This is a genomic window from Pseudomonas sp. PDM03 (assembly GCF_014852385.1).
GTDB classification, from domain to species: Bacteria; Pseudomonadota; Gammaproteobacteria; order Pseudomonadales; family Pseudomonadaceae; genus Aquipseudomonas; species Aquipseudomonas migulae.
The window spans coordinates 1-20148 of record NZ_JACVBM010000008.1 but is presented as its reverse complement, the minus strand read 5'-3'; the positions used below and the strand labels follow the sequence as shown (position 1 = coordinate 20148).

The 20148-nt window shown below is 60.3% G+C and carries 19 protein-coding genes; 12 read left to right on the top strand and 7 right to left on the bottom strand.

Annotated features, from left to right (window positions below; translation table 11 throughout):
* Positions 1–44 precede the first annotated feature (44 nt).
* A complete protein-coding gene (locus tag IB254_RS13665) occupies positions 45–449 on the bottom strand; it encodes an acyl-CoA thioesterase (RefSeq protein WP_007896491.1) in 405 nt (134 codons plus the stop codon).
* 361 nt (positions 450–810) lie between these two features.
* On the opposite strand from IB254_RS13665, the gene IB254_RS13660 reads away from it, so the two are divergent.
* The 8 genes from IB254_RS13660 (at position 811) to IB254_RS13625 (ending at position 11586) form a co-directional block, all read left to right on the top strand.
* On the top strand, positions 811–2109 hold the full coding sequence (locus IB254_RS13660; protein WP_192417722.1) for an MFS transporter: 1299 nt from the start codon (positions 811–813) through the stop codon (positions 2107–2109).
* A 232-nt stretch (positions 2110–2341) separates the two neighbouring features.
* Entirely contained in the window at positions 2342–3343 is a 1002-nt protein-coding gene (locus IB254_RS13655) for a phosphate ABC transporter substrate-binding protein PstS (RefSeq protein WP_008038131.1), read from the top strand.
* A 217-nt stretch (positions 3344–3560) separates the two neighbouring features.
* A complete protein-coding gene (locus IB254_RS13650; RefSeq protein WP_008030700.1) occupies positions 3561–5843 on the top strand; it encodes an ABC transporter permease subunit in 2283 nt (760 codons plus the stop codon).
* Positions 5844–5858: 15 nt separating this feature from the next.
* The gene (pstA, locus tag IB254_RS13645) at positions 5859–7529 is read left to right on the top strand and encodes a phosphate ABC transporter permease PstA (RefSeq protein WP_192417720.1); all 1671 of its coding nucleotides are present in this window, start codon (positions 5859–5861) and stop codon (positions 7527–7529) included.
* 160 nt (positions 7530–7689) lie between these two features.
* The gene (pstB, locus tag IB254_RS13640; protein WP_008030698.1) at positions 7690–8523 is read left to right on the top strand and encodes a phosphate ABC transporter ATP-binding protein PstB; all 834 of its coding nucleotides are present in this window, start codon (positions 7690–7692) and stop codon (positions 8521–8523) included.
* A 71-nt stretch (positions 8524–8594) separates the two neighbouring features.
* On the top strand, positions 8595–9356 hold the full coding sequence (gene phoU / locus IB254_RS13635) for a phosphate signaling complex protein PhoU (protein ID WP_084317714.1): 762 nt from the start codon (positions 8595–8597) through the stop codon (positions 9354–9356).
* A 168-nt stretch (positions 9357–9524) separates the two neighbouring features.
* Positions 9525–10481, top strand: coding sequence for a response regulator (locus tag IB254_RS13630; protein WP_008038130.1), 957 nt, complete (start codon positions 9525–9527; stop codon positions 10479–10481).
* 208 nt (positions 10482–10689) lie between these two features.
* Entirely contained in the window at positions 10690–11586 is an 897-nt protein-coding gene (locus tag IB254_RS13625; RefSeq protein WP_192417719.1) for a peptidoglycan DD-metalloendopeptidase family protein, read from the top strand.
* Positions 11587–11709: 123 nt separating this feature from the next.
* Here the strand turns inward: IB254_RS13625 and IB254_RS13620 are convergent, their stop codons facing one another.
* The 3 genes from IB254_RS13620 to phoB form a co-directional block, all read right to left on the bottom strand.
* Positions 11710–13050 (bottom strand): hemolysin family protein, encoded by a 1341-nt coding sequence (locus tag IB254_RS13620; protein WP_192417718.1) that lies wholly within the window; start codon positions 13048–13050, stop codon positions 11710–11712.
* A 123-nt stretch (positions 13051–13173) separates the two neighbouring features.
* Positions 13174–14460 (bottom strand): phosphate regulon sensor histidine kinase PhoR, encoded by a 1287-nt coding sequence (gene phoR, locus IB254_RS13615; protein ID WP_263863982.1) that lies wholly within the window; start codon positions 14458–14460, stop codon positions 13174–13176.
* 81 nt (positions 14461–14541) lie between these two features.
* Positions 14542–15231 (bottom strand): phosphate regulon transcriptional regulator PhoB, encoded by a 690-nt coding sequence (gene phoB / locus IB254_RS13610; protein WP_007896474.1) that lies wholly within the window; start codon positions 15229–15231, stop codon positions 14542–14544.
* Between the two features lie 153 nt (positions 15232–15384).
* On the opposite strand from phoB, the gene IB254_RS13605 reads away from it, so the two are divergent.
* Positions 15385–15780, top strand: a complete 396-nt coding sequence (locus IB254_RS13605) for a hypothetical protein (protein ID WP_192417714.1) — start codon at positions 15385–15387, stop codon at positions 15778–15780.
* 132 nt (positions 15781–15912) lie between these two features.
* Here the strand turns inward: IB254_RS13605 and ubiA are convergent, their stop codons facing one another.
* Both ubiA and IB254_RS13595 read right to left on the bottom strand, forming a co-directional pair.
* Complete coding sequence (gene ubiA, locus IB254_RS13600; protein WP_192417713.1) at positions 15913–16803, bottom strand: 4-hydroxybenzoate octaprenyltransferase; 891 nt, start codon at positions 16801–16803, stop codon at positions 15913–15915.
* On the bottom strand, positions 16803–17354 hold the full coding sequence (locus IB254_RS13595) for a chorismate--pyruvate lyase family protein (protein ID WP_192417712.1): 552 nt from the start codon (positions 17352–17354) through the stop codon (positions 16803–16805). Before IB254_RS13595 ends, ubiA begins: the two co-directional genes overlap by 1 nt.
* A 201-nt stretch (positions 17355–17555) precedes the next feature.
* On the opposite strand from IB254_RS13595, the gene IB254_RS13590 reads away from it, so the two are divergent.
* The 3 genes from IB254_RS13590 (at position 17556) to IB254_RS13580 (ending at position 19360) form a co-directional block, all read left to right on the top strand.
* The gene (locus tag IB254_RS13590) at positions 17556–17723 is read left to right on the top strand and encodes a rubredoxin (RefSeq protein WP_007954349.1); all 168 of its coding nucleotides are present in this window, start codon (positions 17556–17558) and stop codon (positions 17721–17723) included.
* A gap of 20 nt (positions 17724–17743) precedes the next feature.
* A complete protein-coding gene (locus IB254_RS13585; RefSeq protein WP_192417710.1) occupies positions 17744–18892 on the top strand; it encodes an NAD(P)/FAD-dependent oxidoreductase in 1149 nt (382 codons plus the stop codon).
* Positions 18893–19084: 192 nt separating this feature from the next.
* Complete coding sequence (locus tag IB254_RS13580) at positions 19085–19360, top strand: HU family DNA-binding protein (RefSeq protein WP_003213368.1); 276 nt, start codon at positions 19085–19087, stop codon at positions 19358–19360.
* 220 nt (positions 19361–19580) lie between these two features.
* Here the strand turns inward: IB254_RS13580 and IB254_RS13575 are convergent, their stop codons facing one another.
* Positions 19581–19976: a DUF6124 family protein gene (locus tag IB254_RS13575; protein WP_192417708.1), complete on the bottom strand. Its 396-nt coding sequence runs from the start codon at positions 19974–19976 to the stop codon at positions 19581–19583.
* Positions 19977–20148: the final 172 nt, after the last annotated feature.

The following is a 20148-nucleotide window of genomic DNA, read 5'->3' as shown; positions in this document are numbered from 1 at the left end:
ATCAGGAACAATGACTGCAATGGACCGCAAAACGCTCGCCGGGTTTAACGTGCGCGTGGCGGAACCGAACGGGTGCGACCGCTGCCGTCGATGGCCACGAACACAAACACGGCTTCAGTCACTTTACGCCACTCGCTGGACAGTGGATCGTCGCTCCAGACCTCGACCATCATCTGAATCGAGCTGCGGCCGATTTCCAGCGCCTGGGTATAGAAGGAGAGCTGAGCGCCCACCGCCACTGGAACCAGGAACGCCATACGATCGATCGCCACGGTCGCCACGCGTCCGCCCGCGACTTTGCTGGCCATTGCGGTGCCGGCCAAATCCATCTGCGCCACCAGCCAGCCGCCGAAAATATCGCCGAAACCGTTGGTTTCACGCGGAAGCGCGGTGATTTGCAGGGCCAGGTCGCCTTGCGGGATTGGATCTTCTTGTTCGAGCTCTATCATTCCGGGGGTGCCTCTGACCCGTGACTCTTCATTGGTACTTCAGGTGAATAGCCGTCTCAGAAAAAACGATTCAGCCCCGAACATACTACGTTCGTCACGTTTTTCGTAAGGCGCCTAAAGGGAAACTCTGCGAAATCGACTGGTAGGCCAGCAGCGTCTTCGCACAGCAACCCTTTCAAACTGTTGCAAGATCCCGAGTATATCGGTCGGTAGACTCCGAGACGACCGTCCGGTTCTCATTTTGACCGTCAAATACGCACCTCTATGTGCTTTTTCGAACAATTTGCTATCGTGCCGGACCTGCCCAAGCCTCCGCCAGCGTTGTTGAGGTTGCAGATCCGACTATAAGAGAAGCCTTGCCATGACCACAGCGCCCTCGAGCATCGCGCAGCCGACCCAGCCCGCACGTCCGTTGACCCGCAATGACTACAAGACTTTATCGCTGTCCGCCCTTGGCGGTGCGCTGGAGTTCTACGACTTCATCATCTTCGTGTTTTTCGCCACGGTGGTCGGCAAGCTGTTCTTCCCGGCCGACATGCCCGAGTGGCTGCGCCTGATGCAGACCTTCGGCATCTTCGCCGCCGGTTACCTGGCGCGTCCGCTGGGCGGCATTGTAATGGCGCACTTCGGCGACCTGCTGGGTCGCAAGAAGATGTTCACCCTGAGTATTTTCATGATGGCGGTGCCGACCCTGATCATGGGTTTGCTGCCGACGTACGCGCAGATCGGCATGTGGGCGCCGATCCTGTTGCTGCTGATGCGCGTGATTCAGGGCGCAGCGATTGGCGGTGAAGTGCCCGGCGCGTGGGTCTTCGTTTCCGAACACGTGCCACAACGACATATCGGCTACGCCTGCGGCACCCTGACGAGCGGTCTGACGGCGGGGATCCTTCTGGGGTCGCTGGTCGCCACCGCGATCAACAGCATTTACACCCCGGTGGAAGTGTCCGATTACGCCTGGCGGATCCCGTTCCTGCTCGGTGGCGTGTTTGGCCTGTTCTCGGTATACCTGCGTCGCTGGTTGCACGAGACCCCGGTGTTCGCCGAGCTGCAACTGCGCAAGGCCTTGGCTGAAGAAGTGCCGCTGCGCGCCGTATTGCGCGACCATCGCGGCGCGATCGCGATTTCCATGCTGCTGACCTGGTTGCTGTCCGCCGGCATCGTGGTGTTGATTTTGATGACCCCGACGGTGTTGCAGACGGTCCACCACTTCTCGCCCACCACCGCCCTGCAGTCCAACAGCGTGGCGATCGTGTTCCTGAGCATTGGTTGCATCATTGCCGGCGCCCTCGCGGATCGTTTCGGCGCGGGCCGAGTGTTCGTGTTCGGCTGTGCCGCCTTGCTGGCCAGCTCCTGGACCTTCTACCACAGCCTGGCGGAGCATCCTGACTGGCTGTTCCCGATGTACGCCTTGACTGGCCTGCTGGTGGGCACCATCGGTGCAGTTCCGTATGTCATGGTCAAGGCATTCCCGCCGGTGGTGCGCTTCAGCGGCCTGTCGTTCTCTTACAACGTGGCTTACGCCATTTTCGGTGGCCTGACGCCGATGATCGTCAGCCTGCTGCTCAAGGAAAGCCCGATGGGCCCGGCGTATTACGTCGCTGTTCTGTGCGGGGTCGGAATTTTGGTGGGTGCGTATCTCTGGAAGAAGGGGCGCTGATCCCGAAATTGTCTGTAGCTGTACCGGCCCAAATCGCTAGCAGGCTAGCTCCCACATTGAAATGCATTCCAATGTGGGAGCTAGCCTGCTAGCGATTTGGGGCGCATGAATTATCCGGTAAAAACTCGAATACTGGCCTTTCATCCAATTGTCATATTTCAGCCATAGAGTGTTCACACGGCCTGCTGATACTTGGCCCCGACTAACACACCCTATCTGCTAGGAGTAAGGCATGAAACTGAAGCGTTTGATGGCGGCAATGACTTTTGTCGCTGCTGGCGTTGCGACTGCCAACGCGTTCGCCGCTGTTGACCCTGCTATCCCGAGCTACACCAAGACCACTGGTGTGTCGGGCAACCTGTCCAGCGTCGGCTCCGATACCCTGGCCAACCTCATGACCCTGTGGGCTGAGAACTACAAAAAAGAATACCCGAACGTAAACATCCAGATTCAGGCCGCTGGCTCCGCCACTGCGCCACCTGCGTTGACTGAAGGCACCTCCAACCTGGGCCCGATGAGCCGCAAGATGAAGGACACCGAACTGGCTGCCTTCGAGCAGAAGTACGGCTACAAGCCGACCGCTATCCCGGTTGCCGTGGATGCCCTGGCTGTCTTCGTTCACAAAGACAACCCGATCCAGCACCTGACCATGGAACAAGTCGACGCGATCTTCTCGTCCACTCGTCTGTGCGGCGCTAAAACCGACGTGAAAACCTGGGGTGACCTGGGTGTGACCGGCGACCTGGCCAACAAGCCGGTTCAACTGTTCGGTCGTAACTCGGTATCCGGCACCTACGGCTACTTCAAAGAAGAAGCCCTGTGCAAAGGCGACTACAAGCCAAACGTCAACGAACAACCAGGCTCGGCTTCAGTCGTGCAGTCGATCAGCTCCTCGCTGAACGGCATCGGTTACTCGGGCATCGGCTACAAGACCGCTAGCGTGAAGACTGTGGCCCTGGCCAAGAAAGGCAGCCAGGACTTCATCGAAGACACCGAAGAAAACGCCCTGAACGGCAAATACCCGCTGTCGCGTTTCCTCTACGTTTACGTCAACAAAGCCCCGAACAAGCCTCTGGCCCCGCTGGAAGCCGAGTTCGTGAAACTGGTTCTGTCCAAACAGGGCCAGGAAGTTGTAGTGAAAGACGGCTACATCCCTCTGCCGGCCAAGGTTGCTGCAAAAGCACTGGCTGACCTGGGTCTGCAAGAAGGCGGGGCTGAAGTCGCAAAAAAGTAAAACCCTAGGCCCGGGGCACGCCCCGGACCTGTAGGAGCCGGCTTGCTGGCGATGGTCGTCCACCCACAGAAGAGGTGTCGGATGTCCCATTTTTCGCCAGCAAGCCGGCTCCTACACCCCCCAATTTTTTGATCCACTGCCAGTTCCCGCTGGCGGCGGATTTGTTGCGTCACTGCATTGTCATCTTTCTGTCATACAGGATCGCTAGGGTGTGCGCATGAATGATCTGGCCAATTCCACCATGACTACAAATCCCCCCAAGCGAATTGATTTCAATACGCCTGAGTTGCAACGCAAGCGCCGCATCCGCGCGCTCAAAGATCGCCTGACCCGCTGGTACGTCCTCGTTGGCGGCCTTGCCGTTCTCGGCGCGATCACGCTGATCTTCTTCTTCCTTGCCTACGTCGTCCTGCCCCTGTTCCAGGGTGCCGACCTGACCGCCAAGGAATCCATCACGCCCGCCTGGATGCAGGACGCCGGCAAGCCGCTGATGATCTCCCTGGAAGAGCAGAACCAGGTCGCCATGCGGGTTTCCGACAAAGGGCAGGCATTGTTTTTCGACATCGACAGTGGCGCCGAACTCAAGCGCGTCGATCTGCCGGTTCCGGCCGGCGCTACCGTGACCTCCATCGGCGAAGACCAACCGGGCCATCCATTGGTGGCGGTGGGCTTCTCCAATGGCCAGGCGCTGGTGTTCCGTCACACCTATAAAGTCAGCTACCCGGACGGCAAGAAGACCATCTCGCCGGCCGTCGAATATCCGTACGGCGAAACCCCGATTGCACTGAACGAGGCGGGCGGTGCGCTGGAGCACGTCAGCCTCAACGCCACCGATTCGACCCTGATGCTGGTCGGTTCCACCGGTTCGCAACTCAATGTTCTGTCGCTGACCAGCGAAGAGAACATGATGACCGGCGAAATCACCAACGAGCAGAAACGCATCGACCTGCCGCAGATGACCGAGCCGGTGAAGAACATCTTCGTCGACCCGCGCCAGCAGTGGCTGTACGTGATTAACGGTCGTGCGCAAGCCGACGTGTTCAGCCTGCGCGACAAGAGCCTCAACGGTCGCTACAAGCTGCTCGAAAACGGCGAAGCCGAGATCACCGCCAGCACCCAACTGGTGGGCGGTATCTCACTGATCCTCGGCGACTCCAAAGGTGGCCTGGCCCAGTGGTTCATGGCTCGCGACCCGGATGGCGAACTGCGCCTGAAGCAGATCCGCACCTTCCAGATGGGCACCACGCCAATCGTTGAAATCACTGCCGAAGAGCGTCGCAAAGGCTTCATCGCCCTCGACGCTTCCGGCAAGCTCGGCGTATTCCACAGCACCGCGCACCGCACCTTGCTGGTGGATCAGGTCGTGGAAGGCCAGGGCCTGTTCGGTCTGTCGCCACGGGCCAACCGCGTGATCGTGGAAGCCGGCGGCAAGATTCAACCGCTGCTGCTCGACAACCCGCACCCGGAAGTGTCGTGGAGCGCGCTGTGGAGCAAGGTCTGGTACGAGAACTACGACGAGCCTAAATACGTCTGGCAATCGACCGCCGCCAACACCGATTTCGAACCGAAGCTGAGCTTGTCTCCGCTGACCTTCGGCACCCTGAAAGCCGCGTTCTACGCCATGCTGCTGGCCGCGCCACTGGCCGTCGCCGCGGCGATCTACACCGCGTACTTCATGGCCCCGGGCATGCGCCGCAAGGTCAAGCCGGTGATCGAGCTGATGGAAGCGATGCCGACGGTGATCCTCGGTTTCTTCGCCGGTCTGTTCCTCGCACCGTATGTAGAAGGGCATTTGCCGGGCATCTTCAGCCTGCTGATGCTCTTGCCGATCGGCATTCTGGTGGCCGGCTTCGTCTTCAGCCGCCTGCCTGAGTCCATCCGCTTGAAAGTGCCGGACGGTTGGGAGAGCGCGATTCTGATCCCGGTGATCCTGTTCGTGGGCTGGCTCTCGCTGTACATGAGCCCGTTCATGGAGAACTGGTTCTTCGGCGGCGACATGCGCATGTGGATCTCCCACGACCTGGGCATCACCTACGACCAGCGCAACGCACTGGTGGTCGGTCTGGCCATGGGCTTCGCGGTAATCCCGAACATCTACTCCATCGCCGAAGACGCCGTGTTCAGCGTGCCGCGTGGCCTGACCCTCGGTTCCCTGGCCCTCGGTGCCACGCCGTGGCAGACCATGACCCGCGTGGTAATCCTCACCGCCAGCCCGGGCATCTTCTCGGCGCTGATGATTGGCATGGGCCGTGCGGTCGGTGAAACCATGATCGTGCTGATGGCCACCGGTAACACCCCGGTCATGGAAATGAACCTGTTCGAAGGTCTGCGAACGCTGGCCGCCAACGTCGCAGTGGAAATGCCCGAATCGGAAGTCGGCGGCAGCCACTACCGCGTGCTGTTCCTCTCGGCGCTGGTGCTGCTGTTGTTCACCTTCGTCATGAACACCCTCGCAGAACTGATTCGTCAGCGTCTGCGCAAGAAATACTCGTCGCTTTAAGAAAGGTAGAAGTCTGTGAAACAGAACTCCCTGAATGGATGGTTCAAGAGCGGCGCCCCAGGCGTCTGGATCAGCGGTGGCGCGGTGTCCATCGCGGTCATCATGACCATTGGCCTGCTGGCGGTGATTGCCGTGCGCGGTCTGGGTCACTTCTGGCCGGCGGATTTGATTCACGCCAGCTACGACGTGCCGGGCCAGGCCAATCACCTGGTCATCGGCGAAGTGGTGCAGAAAGAAGAAGTGCCGCGTGCGCGCCTGAAAAGCGCCGGGCTGCCGGTGCCTGACGAAGGCCCGGAGTTCATGACCCGCGAGCTGATCAAGGTCGGCAACCGTGACTTGAACGGCACCGACTTCACCTGGATCGTCGGCGAGTGGCTAACTAACCAAACCACCCCGCCTGAGCTGATGGCCATCGAGCGTCGCGAGTGGGGCAATTTCTACGGCTACCTGGTCAACGTCAAACAGGACGGCAAGGTCATCGCTGAAGGCGAAGCCGCGTGGCCTGAGTTGCAGGCCCGTGTTGCCCGCGTCAATCAGCTCGCCTCTCAGCTCAAGACCCTGGAAAAAGTCGACATCGGCGCGATCAACTCAGGCCTCGAACGCATCCGTCTGCACGGTCGAAAACTGGAACTGGCCGGTAAGCTCGATGCCACCGCGCAAGCGGACATGGAATCCGAGCGCGCCGAGCTGAACGCACGTTATCAGGACATCGAAGCACGCCTGAACGACCTGCACGCTCAGTTCAATCGCGACAGCCTGACGGCACGCGACGCCAACGGCAAAGAGATTGAAATCGGCATCGGCAAAGTGGTTCACGCCTATCAGCCGAACGCCATGGGCACGATGACCAAGATCGGTTTCTACTTCAGCAAGGTCTGGGAATTCCTCAGCGACGACCCGCGTGAAGCGAACACCGAAGGCGGGATCTTCCCGGCCATCTTCGGCACCGTGATGATGACCCTGATCATGGCGATGATCGTGACCCCGTTCGGCGTACTCGCGGCGGTTTACCTGCGTGAATATGCCAAGCAGAACGCGCTGACGCGGATTATCCGCATCGCCGTGAACAACCTGGCGGGCGTTCCGGCGATCGTTTATGGCGTGTTCGGTCTGGGCTTCTTCGTTTACGTGCTGGGCGGCTCGGTCGACCGGTTGTTCTTCCCTGAAGCGCTGCCGGCACCGACCTTCGGTACGCCGGGTCTGCTCTGGGCTTCGTTGACCCTGGCGCTGCTGGCGGTGCCGGTGGTGATCGTGGCCACCGAAGAAGGCCTGGCGCGGATTCCTCGCACCGTGCGTGAAGGCTCGTTGGCCCTCGGCGCGACCAAGGCGGAAACCTTGTGGAAGATCGTGCTGCCGATGGCCAGCCCGGCGATGATGACCGGCATGATCCTCGCCGTGGCTCGCGCCGCCGGTGAAGTGGCGCCGCTGATGCTGGTGGGTGTGGTGAAACTGGCGCCGTCGCTGCCGCTGGATGGCAACTACCCGTACCTGCACCTTGACCAGAAGATCATGCACCTGGGCTTCCATATTTATGACGTCGGCTTCCAGAGCCCGAACGTTGAAGCCGCACGTCCGCTGGTGTACGCCACAGCGTTGCTGCTGGTGCTGGTGATCGCGACATTGAACCTGTCGGCCGTTTATATCCGTAACCACCTGCGCGAGAAATACAAAGCGCTGGATAGCTAATCAACTGTAGGAGCCGGCTTGCTGGCGATGGCATCACCGCGGTGAGACTGCGGGACCGAGTTGCCTGCATCGCCAGCAAGCCGGCTCCTACAAAAGAATTGTGTAACCGCAGGCCCGGCCTGCGGCCCCGAACCGAATTTGTCAGCACAGGGAGCTTCCCATGCAGCACGAAACACATACCCACGGCATCAACATGTCTGCCCTGGGCCGCGACAAACAGAGCCTGAGCCTTGCGCAGGAAACCGTGGCCATTGAAGTGCCGGGCCTGAGCCTGTTCTACGGCGACAAACAAGCGCTGTACGACGTCAGCATGAACATTCCGAAACAGCGCGTGACCGCCTTCATCGGCCCGTCCGGCTGCGGTAAGTCCACGCTGCTGCGTACCTTCAACCGCATGAACGACCTGGTTGACGGTTGCCGCGTAGAAGGCGAAATCAACCTCTACGGCAACAACATCTACCGCAAGGGCGAAGACGTGGCCGAGCTGCGTCGTCGTGTCGGCATGGTGTTCCAGAAGCCGAACCCGTTCCCGAAAACCATTTACGAAAACGTGGTTTACGGCCTGCGCATCCAGGGCATCAACAAAAAGCGCGTCCTCGACGAAGCCGTCGAGTGGGCGTTGAAAGGCGCGGCGCTGTGGGACGAAGTCAAAGACCGTCTGCATGAGTCGGCACTCGGCCTGTCCGGTGGTCAGCAGCAACGTCTGGTGATCGCGCGCACCATCGCCGTGGAACCGGAAGTGCTGCTGCTCGACGAACCGTGCTCGGCACTCGACCCGATCTCGACGCTGAAAGTCGAAGAGCTGATCTACGAACTGAAATCGAAATTCACCATCGTCATCGTGACCCACAACATGCAACAGGCCGCGCGGGTTTCCGACTACACGGCGTTCATGTACATGGGCAAACTGGTGGAATTCGGCGACACCGACACCTTGTTCACCAATCCGGCGAAGAAGCAGACCGAAGACTACATCACTGGTCGCTACGGCTAGGAAGCTGTTGTTGCTCACTGAACTGACGCTGCGGTCCACCGCACCTTACCGGACGCTCCAAGGACGCCAACATGATTAGCAAAGAAGGCCTTACCCATCACATCTCCGCGCAGTTCAACGCTGAGCTGGAGGAAGTTCGCAGCCACCTCCTGGCCATGGGCGGGCTGGTTGAGAAACAGGTCAACGACGCGGTCACCGCGCTGATCGAGGCCGACTCCGGCCTGGCCCAGCAGGTTCGCGAGATCGACGACCAGATCAACCAGATGGAACGCAACATCGACGAAGAATGCCTGCGCATTCTGGCCCGTCGTCAGCCGGCCGCGTCCGACTTGCGTCTGATCATCAGCATCTCCAAGTCGGTGATCGACCTTGAGCGCATCGGCGACGAAGCAACCAAGATCGCTCGTCGCGCCATCCAGTTATGTGAAGAAGGCGAAGCCCCGCGCGGCTACGTCGAAGTGCGCCACATCGGCGACCAGGTGCGCAACATGGTTCGCGATGCACTGGACGCGTTTGCCCGTTTCGACGCCGACCTGGCGTTGTCGGTGGCGCAGTACGACAAGATCATCGACCGCGAATACAAGACCGCCCTGCGTGAGCTCGCCACCTACATGATGGAAGACCCGCGCTCTATCTCGCGGGTCTTGAGCATCATCTGGGTGCTGCGTTCGCTGGAGCGCATCGGCGACCACGCGCGCAATATTTCCGAGCTGGTGATTTATCTGGTGCGCGGCACCGACGTGCGTCACTTGGGTCTCAAGCGCATGAAAGAAGAAGTTGAAGGCACAAGTGGTGAAACCGCTAATGTTCCGGGCAAAGTTGACGATAAGTAAGATTGCCCAAGTAAAGCGCCCGGCCTTTTGGCCGGGCGTTTTTGTTTACGGGTTTGTGAATTTGAATGCAGCACCCGCGAACGAAAAGTCCCGGCGTGACTGAAGGTTTATGGCGATGCGCCATCAGTAAAGCGGTATGCTTGCCGGGATTTTTTAAAGGGGTGATGGATGAGTAAGGTCAGTGTATTGGTCGTGGATGATGCGTCGTTCATTCGTGACCTGGTGAAGAAGTGCCTGCGCAACTACTTCCCGGGGATCCGGATCGAAGACGCGGTCAACGGCAAGAAGGCTCAGGCCTTGCTGGCGCGGGAAGCGTTCGATCTGGTCCTGTGCGACTGGGAAATGCCGGAAATGTCCGGCCTGGAACTGCTGACCTGGTGCCGCGAGCAGGACAACCTCAAGACCATGCCCTTCGTCATGGTGACCAGCCGTGGCGACAAAGAGAACGTCGTCCAGGCGATTCAGGCCGGTGTCTCCGGCTACGTCAGCAAGCCGTTCACCAACGAACAACTGCTGACCAAGGTCAAGCAGGCGCTGAACAAGGTCGGCAAGCTCGACACCTTGATGAACAGCGCGCCGACCAAAATGAACTCGGCGTTCGGCAATGATTCCTTGAGCGCGTTGACCGGCGGCAAGCCTGCCATGGCCAGCGTTGCACCTGCTGCTGCACCGATTGCCCGACCTGCCGCTGCTGCACCAGCGCCAGCACCCGCGGCGGCTGCCCCGTCCCGTGGTTTGCTCAACAGCCCGCCGGTAAAAGCACCGGCGGCGTCTGCAGCGCCAACCGGTGGTCGTGGCCAAGGCCAATTGCGCCTGCCCAATGGCATTCAGCAATGCGTGATCAAGGCGTTGAGCCTCAAGGAAGCGCTGCTGGTGGTCAAACGCAGCGAAGCCCTGCCGCAAGTGCTCGACAGCGCCGTGCTCGATCTGGAGCAGGGCGACAACGCTGAAGTCGCCCGCCTGAACGGTTACCTGCACGCCATCGTCGCCCACGAGCAGAAACCCGACAGCGAATGGCTGCAACTGACGTTCCGCTTTGTCGACCAGGATGCGCAGAAGCTGGATTACATCTCCCGTTTGATAGCACGTGGTACGGCGCAGAAGCATTTCGTTCCAGGCGCATAACCTTCGTCGCCTGACAGTCCGCCTTCGCTAGCAGGCTAGCTCCCACATTGGAATGCATTCCCCTGTGGGAGCTAGCCTGCTAGCGATGTGGGGCCATCACATACACCGCACATCTGCGCAACTGCCCATTTTGAAACATCTGCCGACTACCCGGGTCCATTGCAGCTGCTAGGCTCATCCCCAGGCCTTACTCGACAGAATCCTGCCCATGCTCGCGCGCCTGCTGTTTTGCTGTGGTCTGTTCATGGCGTCCTCTACGGCCATGGCCATGACCATCTACAAATCCACCGATGCCAATGGCGTGGTCTCCTACAGCGACCGCCCCACGAAAGGCTCCAAGGTGTTCACTTTTCGTGATCGCATGGTCGAGCACCTTGAGCGTCAGGTGTACCTCGTCATCACCAAGAAAAAAGGCGTGGACAGCGTGTACGTGCGCAACGACCTGTACGCGCCGGTACAGATCGAGTTGAGCTTTGCCGGGCTGCAGAACGTCAGCGGTGCGCCGAGCCGGCCGATTCGCCGGGTCATGCCGGCGCGCAGCAGCATTCGTCTGGCGCTGCTCACGGCGACGCGGGCTGAAAGGCCGCTTGCGTACACCCCCAGATTTGAATACTTCCTGGGTGATCCCTCAGGGGCCGCCATGGCCTATCGATACCCGTTCCCCTGGCGCGGTGGACCGTTTCGGCTGAGCCAGGGCGCCAATGGCCAATACAGCCACTTCGGCCCCAAGAATCGCTACGCCATGGATATCGCGATGCCTGAGGGCACGCCGATCATTGCCGCGCGGGGCGGGGTAGTGGTGAAAACCGAGAATGCCCAGACCGGGCGCGGCAACGATCCGTCAGGCAATTTCGTGCGGGTGCTGCACGATGACGGGACGATGGGCGTGTACTTGCACCTCAAGCGAGGTTCGGTGAGTGTTCGCGAGGGGCAAAGGGTGTCGGTGGGCAGTCCGCTGGCGCTGTCGGGCAACACCGGCAACAGCAGCGGGCCGCACCTGCATTTCGTGGTGCAGCGCAATACCGGGATGGGGCTGGTGTCGATTCCGTACCAGTTCAATCAACCGGTGGGGGCATTGCCCAACTTTGCGTTGGGCAAGCAATGATGTGTGGTCCGGACTGACGCCTTCCTTGTAGGAGCCGGCTTGCTGGCGATGGCAGCGCCGCGGTGTCATGTGAAACCGCGTTATCGTTCATCGCCAGCAAGCCGGCTCCTACAGGGGTAGGGCTCAATCCAGCATCAACACCTTGGCCAAAATAATCTTCGGCCCTTTCATCTTCTTGATGATGATCCGCAAACCTTCGACTTCCAGCACTTCTTCCTCTTCCGGCACCCGTTTCAGGGATTCATACACCAGCCCGGCGAGGGTTTCGGCTTCGACGTGGTCCAGATCGATGCCCAGCAGGCGCTCGACCTTGAACAGCGGCGTATCGCCGCGAACCAGCAACTTGCCCGGCTGGTACGCGAGAATCCCACGCTCAGCCTTGCGGTGTTCGTCCTGAATGTCGCCGACCAGCACTTCCAGCACGTCTTCCATGGTCAGGTAACCGATGACGTTGCCATCGGCCTCTTCGACCAGCGCGAAGTGCGAGCCGCCTTTGCGGAACTGCTCCAGCAACTGCGACAGCGGCATATGGCGCGACACGCGTTCCAGCGGTCGGGTCAGCTCAGCCAGGTTGAACGACTCGGGAATGTGGTCCAGCGCGGCCAGTTCCAGCAGCAGGTCCTTGATGTGCAGCAGGCCGACGAACTCCTGGCGATCGCTGTCGTACACCGGATAACGGCTGAACTTGTGGCGACGGAACATCGCCAGGATTTCCTTGAGCGGCGCGTTGAACTCCAGCGTCACCAGGTCTTCGCGGGAGTTGGCCCAGTCGACCACTTCCAGCTCGCCCATTTCCACCGCCGAGGCCAATACGCGCATGCCTTGGTCGCTCGGGTCCTGGCCACGGCTGGAGTGCAGGATCAGTTTCAGTTCTTCACGGCTGTAATGGTGCTCGTGATGGGGGCCGGGTTCGCCTTGGCCAGCAATGCGCAGGATGGTGTTGGCGCTGGCGTTGAGCAGGTAAATCGCCGGGTACATCGCCCAATAGAACAGGTACAGCGGCACGGCGGTCCACAGCGACAGCAATTCGGGTTTGCGGATGGCCCAGGATTTCGGCGCCAGTTCACCCACCACGATGTGCAGGTACGAGATGACAAAGAACGCGGCGAAGAACGACACGCCCTTGATCACTTCGGCCGACTGCACGCCGACGGCTTCCAGCAGCGGTTCGAGGATGTGTGCGAACGCCGGTTCACCGACCCAGCCAAGGCCGAGGGAGGCGAGGGTGATACCCAATTGGCACGCCGACAGGTAGGCATCGAGCTGACTGTGAACGGTGCGCAGGATGTGCCCGCGCCAGCCGTTTTTATCAGCGATCGCCTCGACCCGGGTCGAGCGCAGTTTGACCATGGCGAATTCCGCCGCAACGAAAAATCCGTTGAGCAACACCAGGATCAGAGCAAAAAGAATCATGCCGAAGTCGGCAAAGAGTGTTGCGAGGGTCAAGCCAGGGGAAGGGTCCATGATGGAGTTTTGCGGGTTCCGTGTATTCGAAAAGGGGGTCAATGCGGTGCCTGAAGGGCAGGCACAAGTCAGCCAATGTAGCGGCTGACCGGGTGCTTGCCTAGTGGCGAATGCTGGCCGGTATCAGTCGGCCGTGCTGATGACCCGGGATTTGGTGACCTGGGCGGGCGCGAAATGGCAGGTAAACGTACTGCCGTGGCCCGGCACGCTGCTGATTTCCATCCGTGCGCGGTGGCGCAGCAGCACATGTTTGACGATTGCCAGCCCAAGTCCGGTGCCGCCGGTGTTGGAGTTGCGGCTGGAATCGACGCGGTAGAACCGTTCGGTCAGGCGCGGCAGGTGTTTGCTGTCGATGCCGATGCCGGAGTCCTGCACGCTCAGGTGCGCGCCTTGCTCGTCGCCCCACCAGCGAATGCGGATATTGCCTTCGGCCGGGGTGTATTTCACCGCGTTGAACACCAGGTTGGAGAACGCACTGCGCAATTCGGCTTCGCTGCCCTTGAGCAGAGTCGTCGGATCGGCTTCCAGGGTGATGCGCTGATTTTTTTGCCCGGACAGTTGCTGAGCGTCGCCCTTGATCGATTGCAGCAAGCCATCGATGGCCACGGGCTGGTTGTCCGACGGGTAATCGGTGGCTTCCAGTTTGGCCAGCAGCAGCAAGTCGTTGAGCAACGTCTGCATGCGCCCGCCTTGCTGCTGCATTTGCTGCAGGGCACGGGTCCAGCGCGGGTTTACGTCATCGACGTTGTCCAGCAGGGTTTCCAGATACCCGCAGATCACCGTCAGCGGCGTGCGCAGTTCATGGGAAACGTTGGCGATAAAGTCTTTGCGCATCTGTTCCAGCTGATGGATGCGTGTCACGTCGCGCACCAGCATCAAGTGTTCGTTGTTGCCGTAACGGGTGATGTACAGCTGAATGCGCAGTCGATCATTGATCGGCGAAGGGATTTCCAGCGGCTCGGCGTAGCTGTCCTGCTCGAAGTATTCCTTGAAGCGCGGATGGCGCACCAGGTTGGTCACCGGCTGGCCACTGTCCTGCGGCGTCTTGAGACCGAGCAGGGTTTCCGCGGCGCGGTTCCACCATTCGAGGTTGCCGTCGGTGTCGAGCATGATCACCGCGTCTTTCAGCGCGGCGGTGGATTCCTGGACCCGGTCGATCACCGCTTGCAGGCGTCCGCGCACGCGTTGGTCGCGGCGTTGCAGGTGATAGATGCTGTCGAACACTTCGCCCCACAGGCCATAGCCATCGGGCGGCGCTTCATCGGGTTTGTGCAGGCGCAGCCACTCGTGCAAACGCAACAATTGCTTGAGGGTCCAGGCCAGGTAAAGGCCCAGGCCCGCAGCGAGGCTCCAGCCGTAGTAGCCGGTAATCAGGCCGATCACCAGGCAGGCGGTGACCAGTAGCAGCATGTGGCGAATCAGGGTGCCATGCCAGTTTTGGTTCACTTGAACGCGCGTCCTTGTCAGCTTGTCGGGCGGGAAAGGGCTGAATCAGGCTTTGGTGGAAAACCGGTAGCCGGTGCCGCGCACGGTTTGTACCAGATTTTCGTAGGCGTCACCGAGGGCTTTGCGCAGGCGACGGATGTGCACGTCGACGGTGCGTTCTTCGACATACACATTGCCGCCCCACACCTGATCCAGCAACTGGCCACGGGTATAGGCGCGTTCCTGGTGGGTCATGAAGAATTGCAGCAAGCGGTATTCGGTCGGGCCCATCTCGGCGGGTTTGCCGTCGATGGTCACGCGGTGGCTGATCGGGTCCAGCAGCAAGCCGCCGACTTCAATCGGCGCTTCGCCATCGGTAGGGCCGGCGCGGCGTAGCACGGCTTTGAGGCGCGCAACCAGCTCACGTGGAGAAAACGGTTTGGTGATGTAGTCGTCGGCGCCGACTTCCAGGCCCTGGATCTTGTTGTCCTCTTCGCCCTTGGCGGTGAGCATGATGATCGGGATGTCCCCGGTCAGCTCATCGCGCTTGAGGCGGCGGGCCAACTCGATGCCGGAGGTGCCGGGCAGCATCCAGTCGAGCAGGATCAGGTCCGGTTTGCGATCGACGATGATCGCGTGGGCCTGTTGCGAGTTTTCGGCCTCCAGGCAGTCATAGCCGGCCATTTCCAACGCAACGGCGATCATTTCGCGAATGGGCGCTTCGTCGTCGACGATCAGAATGCTCCTGCCAACCATGCCTTTAATCCTCTTGTCATTTAACTGTCTTGCGCCGCATTAGATAACGGAATTATTGCAGTCGTGTGACAGTATTTTAGTCGCCCGGCGATTGTCGCGAACCTGAACTATTCTCTAAGTCCGAATCCTGACAACCACAAAAGGAAGGTTTCCATGAAGAAATACTCGCATTCCTTCAAGGCTCTGATGCTGACCGCAGCCCTGGCGTTGCCAGCAATGGCATTCGCGGCTGAGCCTGTGATGATGAAAGAAGGTGTGATGGCGGACCACAAGGGCATGACGTTGTACACGTTTGACAAGGACACCACCGCCGGCAAGTCTGTGTGCACTGGTGAGTGTGCGGAATACTGGCCAGCGTTCAAGGCGCCAGCGGATGCCAAGGCCGAAGGTGACTGGACAATCGTCAAGCGCGACGACGGCACGATGCAGTGGGCCTACAAGGGCAAACCGCTGTACTACTTCAAGAAGGACGCGAAACCGGGAGACAAGGCCGGTGACGACATGAAGAAGGTCTGGCACGTCATCACCAACTCCGGACCGAAGATGTAACATGTTTCTGATCTGACCTGTGGGAGCGAGCCTGCTCGCGATGGACGTCAACGATAACGCTGGGCGCCTGACACCCAGATGCGTTCTTGAGTCCATCGCGAGCAGGCTCGCTCCCACAGTTTCATGTGTGGTTCACCGCACCGCGTAATCCAAAACAATCCCCACAAAAATCGCCAACCCCGCCCAATGGTTGTGCAAGAACGCCTTGAAGCAACGCATCCGGTCCTTGCCTCGGGTGTACCAGAACTCCCAAGCAAAACAGCCCGCCGCCGCCAGCAGTCCCAAGTGGAACCAGCCACCCAACTCGAATTTCGACCCGGCCAGCAGCAGGCAACCCAGCGCCAAGCCCTGCAAGGTCAGGATGATCACCCGGTCCGCCTCGCCAAACAGAATCGCCGTGGATTTCACACCGATCTTCAAGTCGTCGTCGCGATCAGTCATCGCGTAATAGGTGTCATAACCCACCGTCCACAGCAGGTTGGCGATCCACAGCAACCACGCCGCCGCCGGCAGTTCGCCGGTTTCGGCGGTGAACGCCATCGGCATCCCCCAGGAAAACGCCGCGCCCAGCACCACTTGCGGGTAATAGGTGTAGCGCTTCATGAACGGGTAAGTGAAGGCCAGCGCCAAACCGCCGAACGACAACCACACCGTCGCCGCATTGGTGCACAACACCAGCAGGAAACTCACGCCCATCAGCAATGCAAAGAACACCAGCGCTTCTTTGGAGCTGATCTTGCCGCTCGGCAGCGGGCGCTGTTCGGTGCGTTTCACATGGCCATCGACCTTACGGTCCGCCCAGTCGTTGATCACGCAACCGCCGGCGCGGGTCAGCACCACGCCGAGCACGAAGATCACCACGTTGGCCAGCGAAGGCGAACCTTTACCGGCAATCCACAGCGCCCACAGCGTCGGCCACAGCAGCAGGTAAATGCCGATGGGTTTGTCCATGCGCGTCAGCTGAATGAAATCCCAGGCCCGAGGGTTCAAGCGGTTCAGGGACTTGAGCAGGCTCTGGTACATCAGCAGTTCTCCGGATGGGCGCGGGTGGCGTGCCACAAGGTCGGCAGGAAAATCTCGGCCACCAGCACGCTCAAGGCGCCACGGTCGAAGCGCGAGCGACGGCCCCACAATTCAGGTGCCCGGCACTCCACCGGCAGCCACTCCTGAGGATAGTGACAAACCTCGATGGCGCGACGCTGAAACGCCTGATCGCAAAACAGCAACTCGCCCAGCGAGCGACTGCCCAACTCGTCCATGTGCAACCCGTCGCCCTGCAACGCGCTGCGTGCCGCCACGCTGCGGGCGAACACCCAGGCTTCACCGTGGCCGCGCAGATACACCTCGCGCACCCAGCCTTCACTGTCTTCGGCCAGGTCCAGTGCCGCGCATTCGTCCGCGCGCAGCGGTTGCCAGCCTTCGAAAAGCGGCGTGACGCTGAAGCGGTCATTCGACAGACGGGTCAGCCGTCGGGTCAGCGAACCTTCGTCGAACAACCAGTCGAGGGTAGACGTGTCGGGGAGCGGCGAAAGTCGGCTTTGGGGAAGCCAGAAAGGAGGTTTTGAGTGCGGCACAGTGAGTCATTATTGGCAGCAAATGAGGCGGCGAGCTTACCATGTCGGTCGGTGATTTTGATTGATCCGGCGCCCCATTGCGTCGAACAGGCTTGCATCTGCCGGGCCCGATCAGTACAAAACGCCCTGAGCCGGACGGCAGCGCTGCAACCATCGACCGTTCGCGCCGGCAATAAGCCTGAATCCTGAGGATGTACCTGAATGAAAAAGTGGCAATGTGTGGTCTGCGGCCTGATCTACAACGAAGCCGACGGCTGGCCGGATGACGGCATTGCGCCGGGCACCCTGTGGCAAGACGTGCCGGAAGACTGGCTGTGCCCGGACTGCGGCGTCGGCAAGATGGATTTCGAAATGATCGAAATCAACTAAGACATTTAGAGGAGTAAGGAATGAACGCACCTGTCGTGATCGTCGGCACCGGGCTGGCTGGCTACAACCTCGCCCGGGAGTTTCGCAAACTCGATAGCGAAACCCCGCTGCTGCTGATTACCGCCGATGACGGGCGCTCCTACTCCAAGCCGATGCTCTCCACGGGCTTCGGCAAGAACAAAGACGCCGACGGCCTGAGCATGGCCGAACCCGGCGCCATGGCCGAACAGCTGAAGGCCGAAGTGCGCACCCACACGCGCATCAGCGGCATCGACCCTGGCCACAAGCGCCTGTGGATCGGCGAAGAATCAGTGATCTACCGCGACCTGATCCTGGCCTGGGGCGCCGAAACCGTGCGCGTGCCTATCGAAGGTGACGCGGCGGACGCCGTGTTCCCGATCAACGACCTCGAAGACTACGCGCGCTTTCGTGCGGCAGCGGCCGGCAAACGTCGGGTGCTGTTGCTCGGTGCCGGCCTGATCGGCTGTGAATTCGCCAACGACTTGATCCTTGGCGGTTACGAGGTGCAACTGGTTGCACCGTGCGAACAGGTCATGCCGACCTTGCTGCACCCGGCGGCAGCCGCTGCGGTCCAGGCTGGGCTGGAAAGTCTCGGCGCACGTTTTCACCTCGGGCCGGTGCTCAACCGCTTGCTGCGTGTTGAAGAGGGATTGGAAGCGCATCTGTCGGACGGTCAGGTCATCCCGTGTGACGTGGTGGTCTCCGCCATCGGTCTGCGTCCGCGCATCGACCTGGCAGCCGCCGCCGGTGTGCAGGTCAATCGCGGCGTAGTGGTCGACCGTCACCTGAAAACCTCCCACGCCAACATCTACGCCCTGGGCGACTGCGCCGAAGTCGATGGGCTGAATCTGTTGTACGTGATGCCCCTCATGAGCTGTGCGAGAGCGCTGGCACAAACCCTCGCCGGAAACCCGACAGCCGTGAGCTACGGCGCGATGCCGATCACCGTCAAAACGCCGGTTTGCCCGTTGGTGGTATCCCCGCCACCACGGGGTTTGGAAGGCGTCTGGACCGTCGAAGGGCAGGGCGCTGACATCAAGGTTTTATGCCGAGATGCGGCCGGGAAACTGCTCGGTTATGCCCTGACTGGCGCAGCTGTGATGGAAAAACTCGCGCTGAACAAAGAGCTTCCACCGCTGCTGGCGTAAATACCGGTCGTTCTGTCGGAATCACCCCGCTTTTGCCCCTACAAACGTCGCGCCGAGACTGGCGCGGCTCTTCCGTGCGTGCCATTCTCACTCCCGTCTGCCGCAGAGTAGAGCACCTGCGGCGCTTTGGGCGCTGTTCCAACGAGAACAGCACGGACATAACAACAAAAAACCGTCAAAGGGGCTTCACTAATGCGTAAACCAGAACTCGCCGCCGCCATCGCGGAAAAAGCAGATCTCACCAAAGAACAGGCCAACCGCGTTCTCAACGCCGTTCTCGAAGAAATCACCGGCGCCCTGCACCGCAAGGACAGCGTGACGCTGGTCGGCTTCGGCACCTTCCTGCAACGCCACCGCGGCGCCCGCACCGGCAAAAACCCGCAAACCGGTGAGCCCGTCAAAATCAAGGCCAGCAACACCGTTGCGTTCAAGCCAGGCAAATCGTTGAAAGACAGCGTTAATCCGTAACACGCACCGACGCCCGCATAGCGGGTGAACGGAACAAAAAATGGGCACGCCAACCAGGTTGGGTGCCCATTTTTTTATGGCTGACGAATGCACATAAGACGCACGACCACCTGTAGGAGCCGGCTTGCTGGCGATCGCGGTAGATCAATCAACATCAATGTCGCCTGACACACCGCCATCGCCAGCAAGCCGGCTCCTACAGGTTTACGTGCGTGGCGAATCAGCCGGTTCGACTTTGTTGCCTGGCGAAAATCGCCGCCATTTCCGGATCATCGAGGTGATCCAGCGCCCGCTCCACCAACAAATGCACCCCGTCGGCCATGCGGCTGAGCGCCAGGGCTACGGAGCGGCGTGAGCCGTCCACATCGTCAGCGAGGTCGGCGGCGATGGCGCTGATGGACAGCAGGTCTTCCGAGGCGTTGGCGAGGAGGGCTTCGGTGTTGATGCCGGGGCAGACGCTGAAGAGCTGGCCGTTGCGTTTCGGAGGTTTGGGTTCGGTTGGCGGGAAGTGATGGTCGAGGGCGCGTTCGGCGGCTTCGTTGAGTTTGTTTGAGTCGGGGCTTTCGTATGGGGAGATTGGGTCGGTGTCTGGCGGGTTGGGAGTTACCTTGAACATGATCTTCAATTCCTTGAGTGATGCCGACACCACTTCGCCGACTAAACGAATGTATGGTCAGCCCATCTCCTGCAACCACGAGCGATGAGCGGTAAAGCGTGCTTGCGCTAATGTATCCGGGCTCATGGTCGGCAGTGTTGCCGCCTGGCCCTTGATGAGTAGTCGCTCCTGC

Excerpts from the sequence above, each read along its gene's own strand:
- IB254_RS13625 (WP_192417719.1), top strand. The coding sequence starts at position 10,690 with ATGCTCGCGCGCCTGCTGTTTTGCTGTGGTCTGTTCATGGCGTCCTCT.
- IB254_RS13630 (WP_008038130.1), top strand. The coding sequence starts at position 9,525 with ATGAGTAAGGTCAGTGTATTGGTCGTGGATGATGCGTCGTTCATTCGT.
- phoR (WP_263863982.1), bottom strand. The coding sequence starts at position 14,460 with ATGCTGCTACTGGTCACCGCCTGCCTGGTGATCGGCCTGATTACCGGC.
- IB254_RS13665 (WP_007896491.1), bottom strand. The coding sequence starts at position 449 with ATGATAGAGCTCGAACAAGAAGATCCAATCCCGCAAGGCGACCTGGCC.
- IB254_RS13655 (WP_008038131.1), top strand. The coding sequence starts at position 2,342 with ATGAAACTGAAGCGTTTGATGGCGGCAATGACTTTTGTCGCTGCTGGC.
- IB254_RS13590 (WP_007954349.1), top strand. The coding sequence starts at position 17,556 with ATGAAAAAGTGGCAATGTGTGGTCTGCGGCCTGATCTACAACGAAGCC.
- IB254_RS13620 (WP_192417718.1), bottom strand. The coding sequence starts at position 13,050 with ATGGACCCTTCCCCTGGCTTGACCCTCGCAACACTCTTTGCCGACTTC.
- IB254_RS13585 (WP_192417710.1), top strand. The coding sequence starts at position 17,744 with ATGAACGCACCTGTCGTGATCGTCGGCACCGGGCTGGCTGGCTACAAC.
- IB254_RS13605 (WP_192417714.1), top strand. The coding sequence starts at position 15,385 with ATGAAGAAATACTCGCATTCCTTCAAGGCTCTGATGCTGACCGCAGCC.
- phoU (WP_084317714.1), top strand. The coding sequence starts at position 8,595 with ATGATTAGCAAAGAAGGCCTTACCCATCACATCTCCGCGCAGTTCAAC.
- ubiA (WP_192417713.1), bottom strand. The coding sequence starts at position 16,803 with ATGTACCAGAGCCTGCTCAAGTCCCTGAACCGCTTGAACCCTCGGGCC.
- pstB (WP_008030698.1), top strand. The coding sequence starts at position 7,690 with ATGCAGCACGAAACACATACCCACGGCATCAACATGTCTGCCCTGGGC.
- IB254_RS13650 (WP_008030700.1), top strand. The coding sequence starts at position 3,561 with ATGAATGATCTGGCCAATTCCACCATGACTACAAATCCCCCCAAGCGA.
- IB254_RS13580 (WP_003213368.1), top strand. The coding sequence starts at position 19,085 with ATGCGTAAACCAGAACTCGCCGCCGCCATCGCGGAAAAAGCAGATCTC.
- IB254_RS13575 (WP_192417708.1), bottom strand. The coding sequence starts at position 19,976 with ATGTTCAAGGTAACTCCCAACCCGCCAGACACCGACCCAATCTCCCCA.
- IB254_RS13660 (WP_192417722.1), top strand. The coding sequence starts at position 811 with ATGACCACAGCGCCCTCGAGCATCGCGCAGCCGACCCAGCCCGCACGT.
- phoB (WP_007896474.1), bottom strand. The coding sequence starts at position 15,231 with ATGGTTGGCAGGAGCATTCTGATCGTCGACGACGAAGCGCCCATTCGC.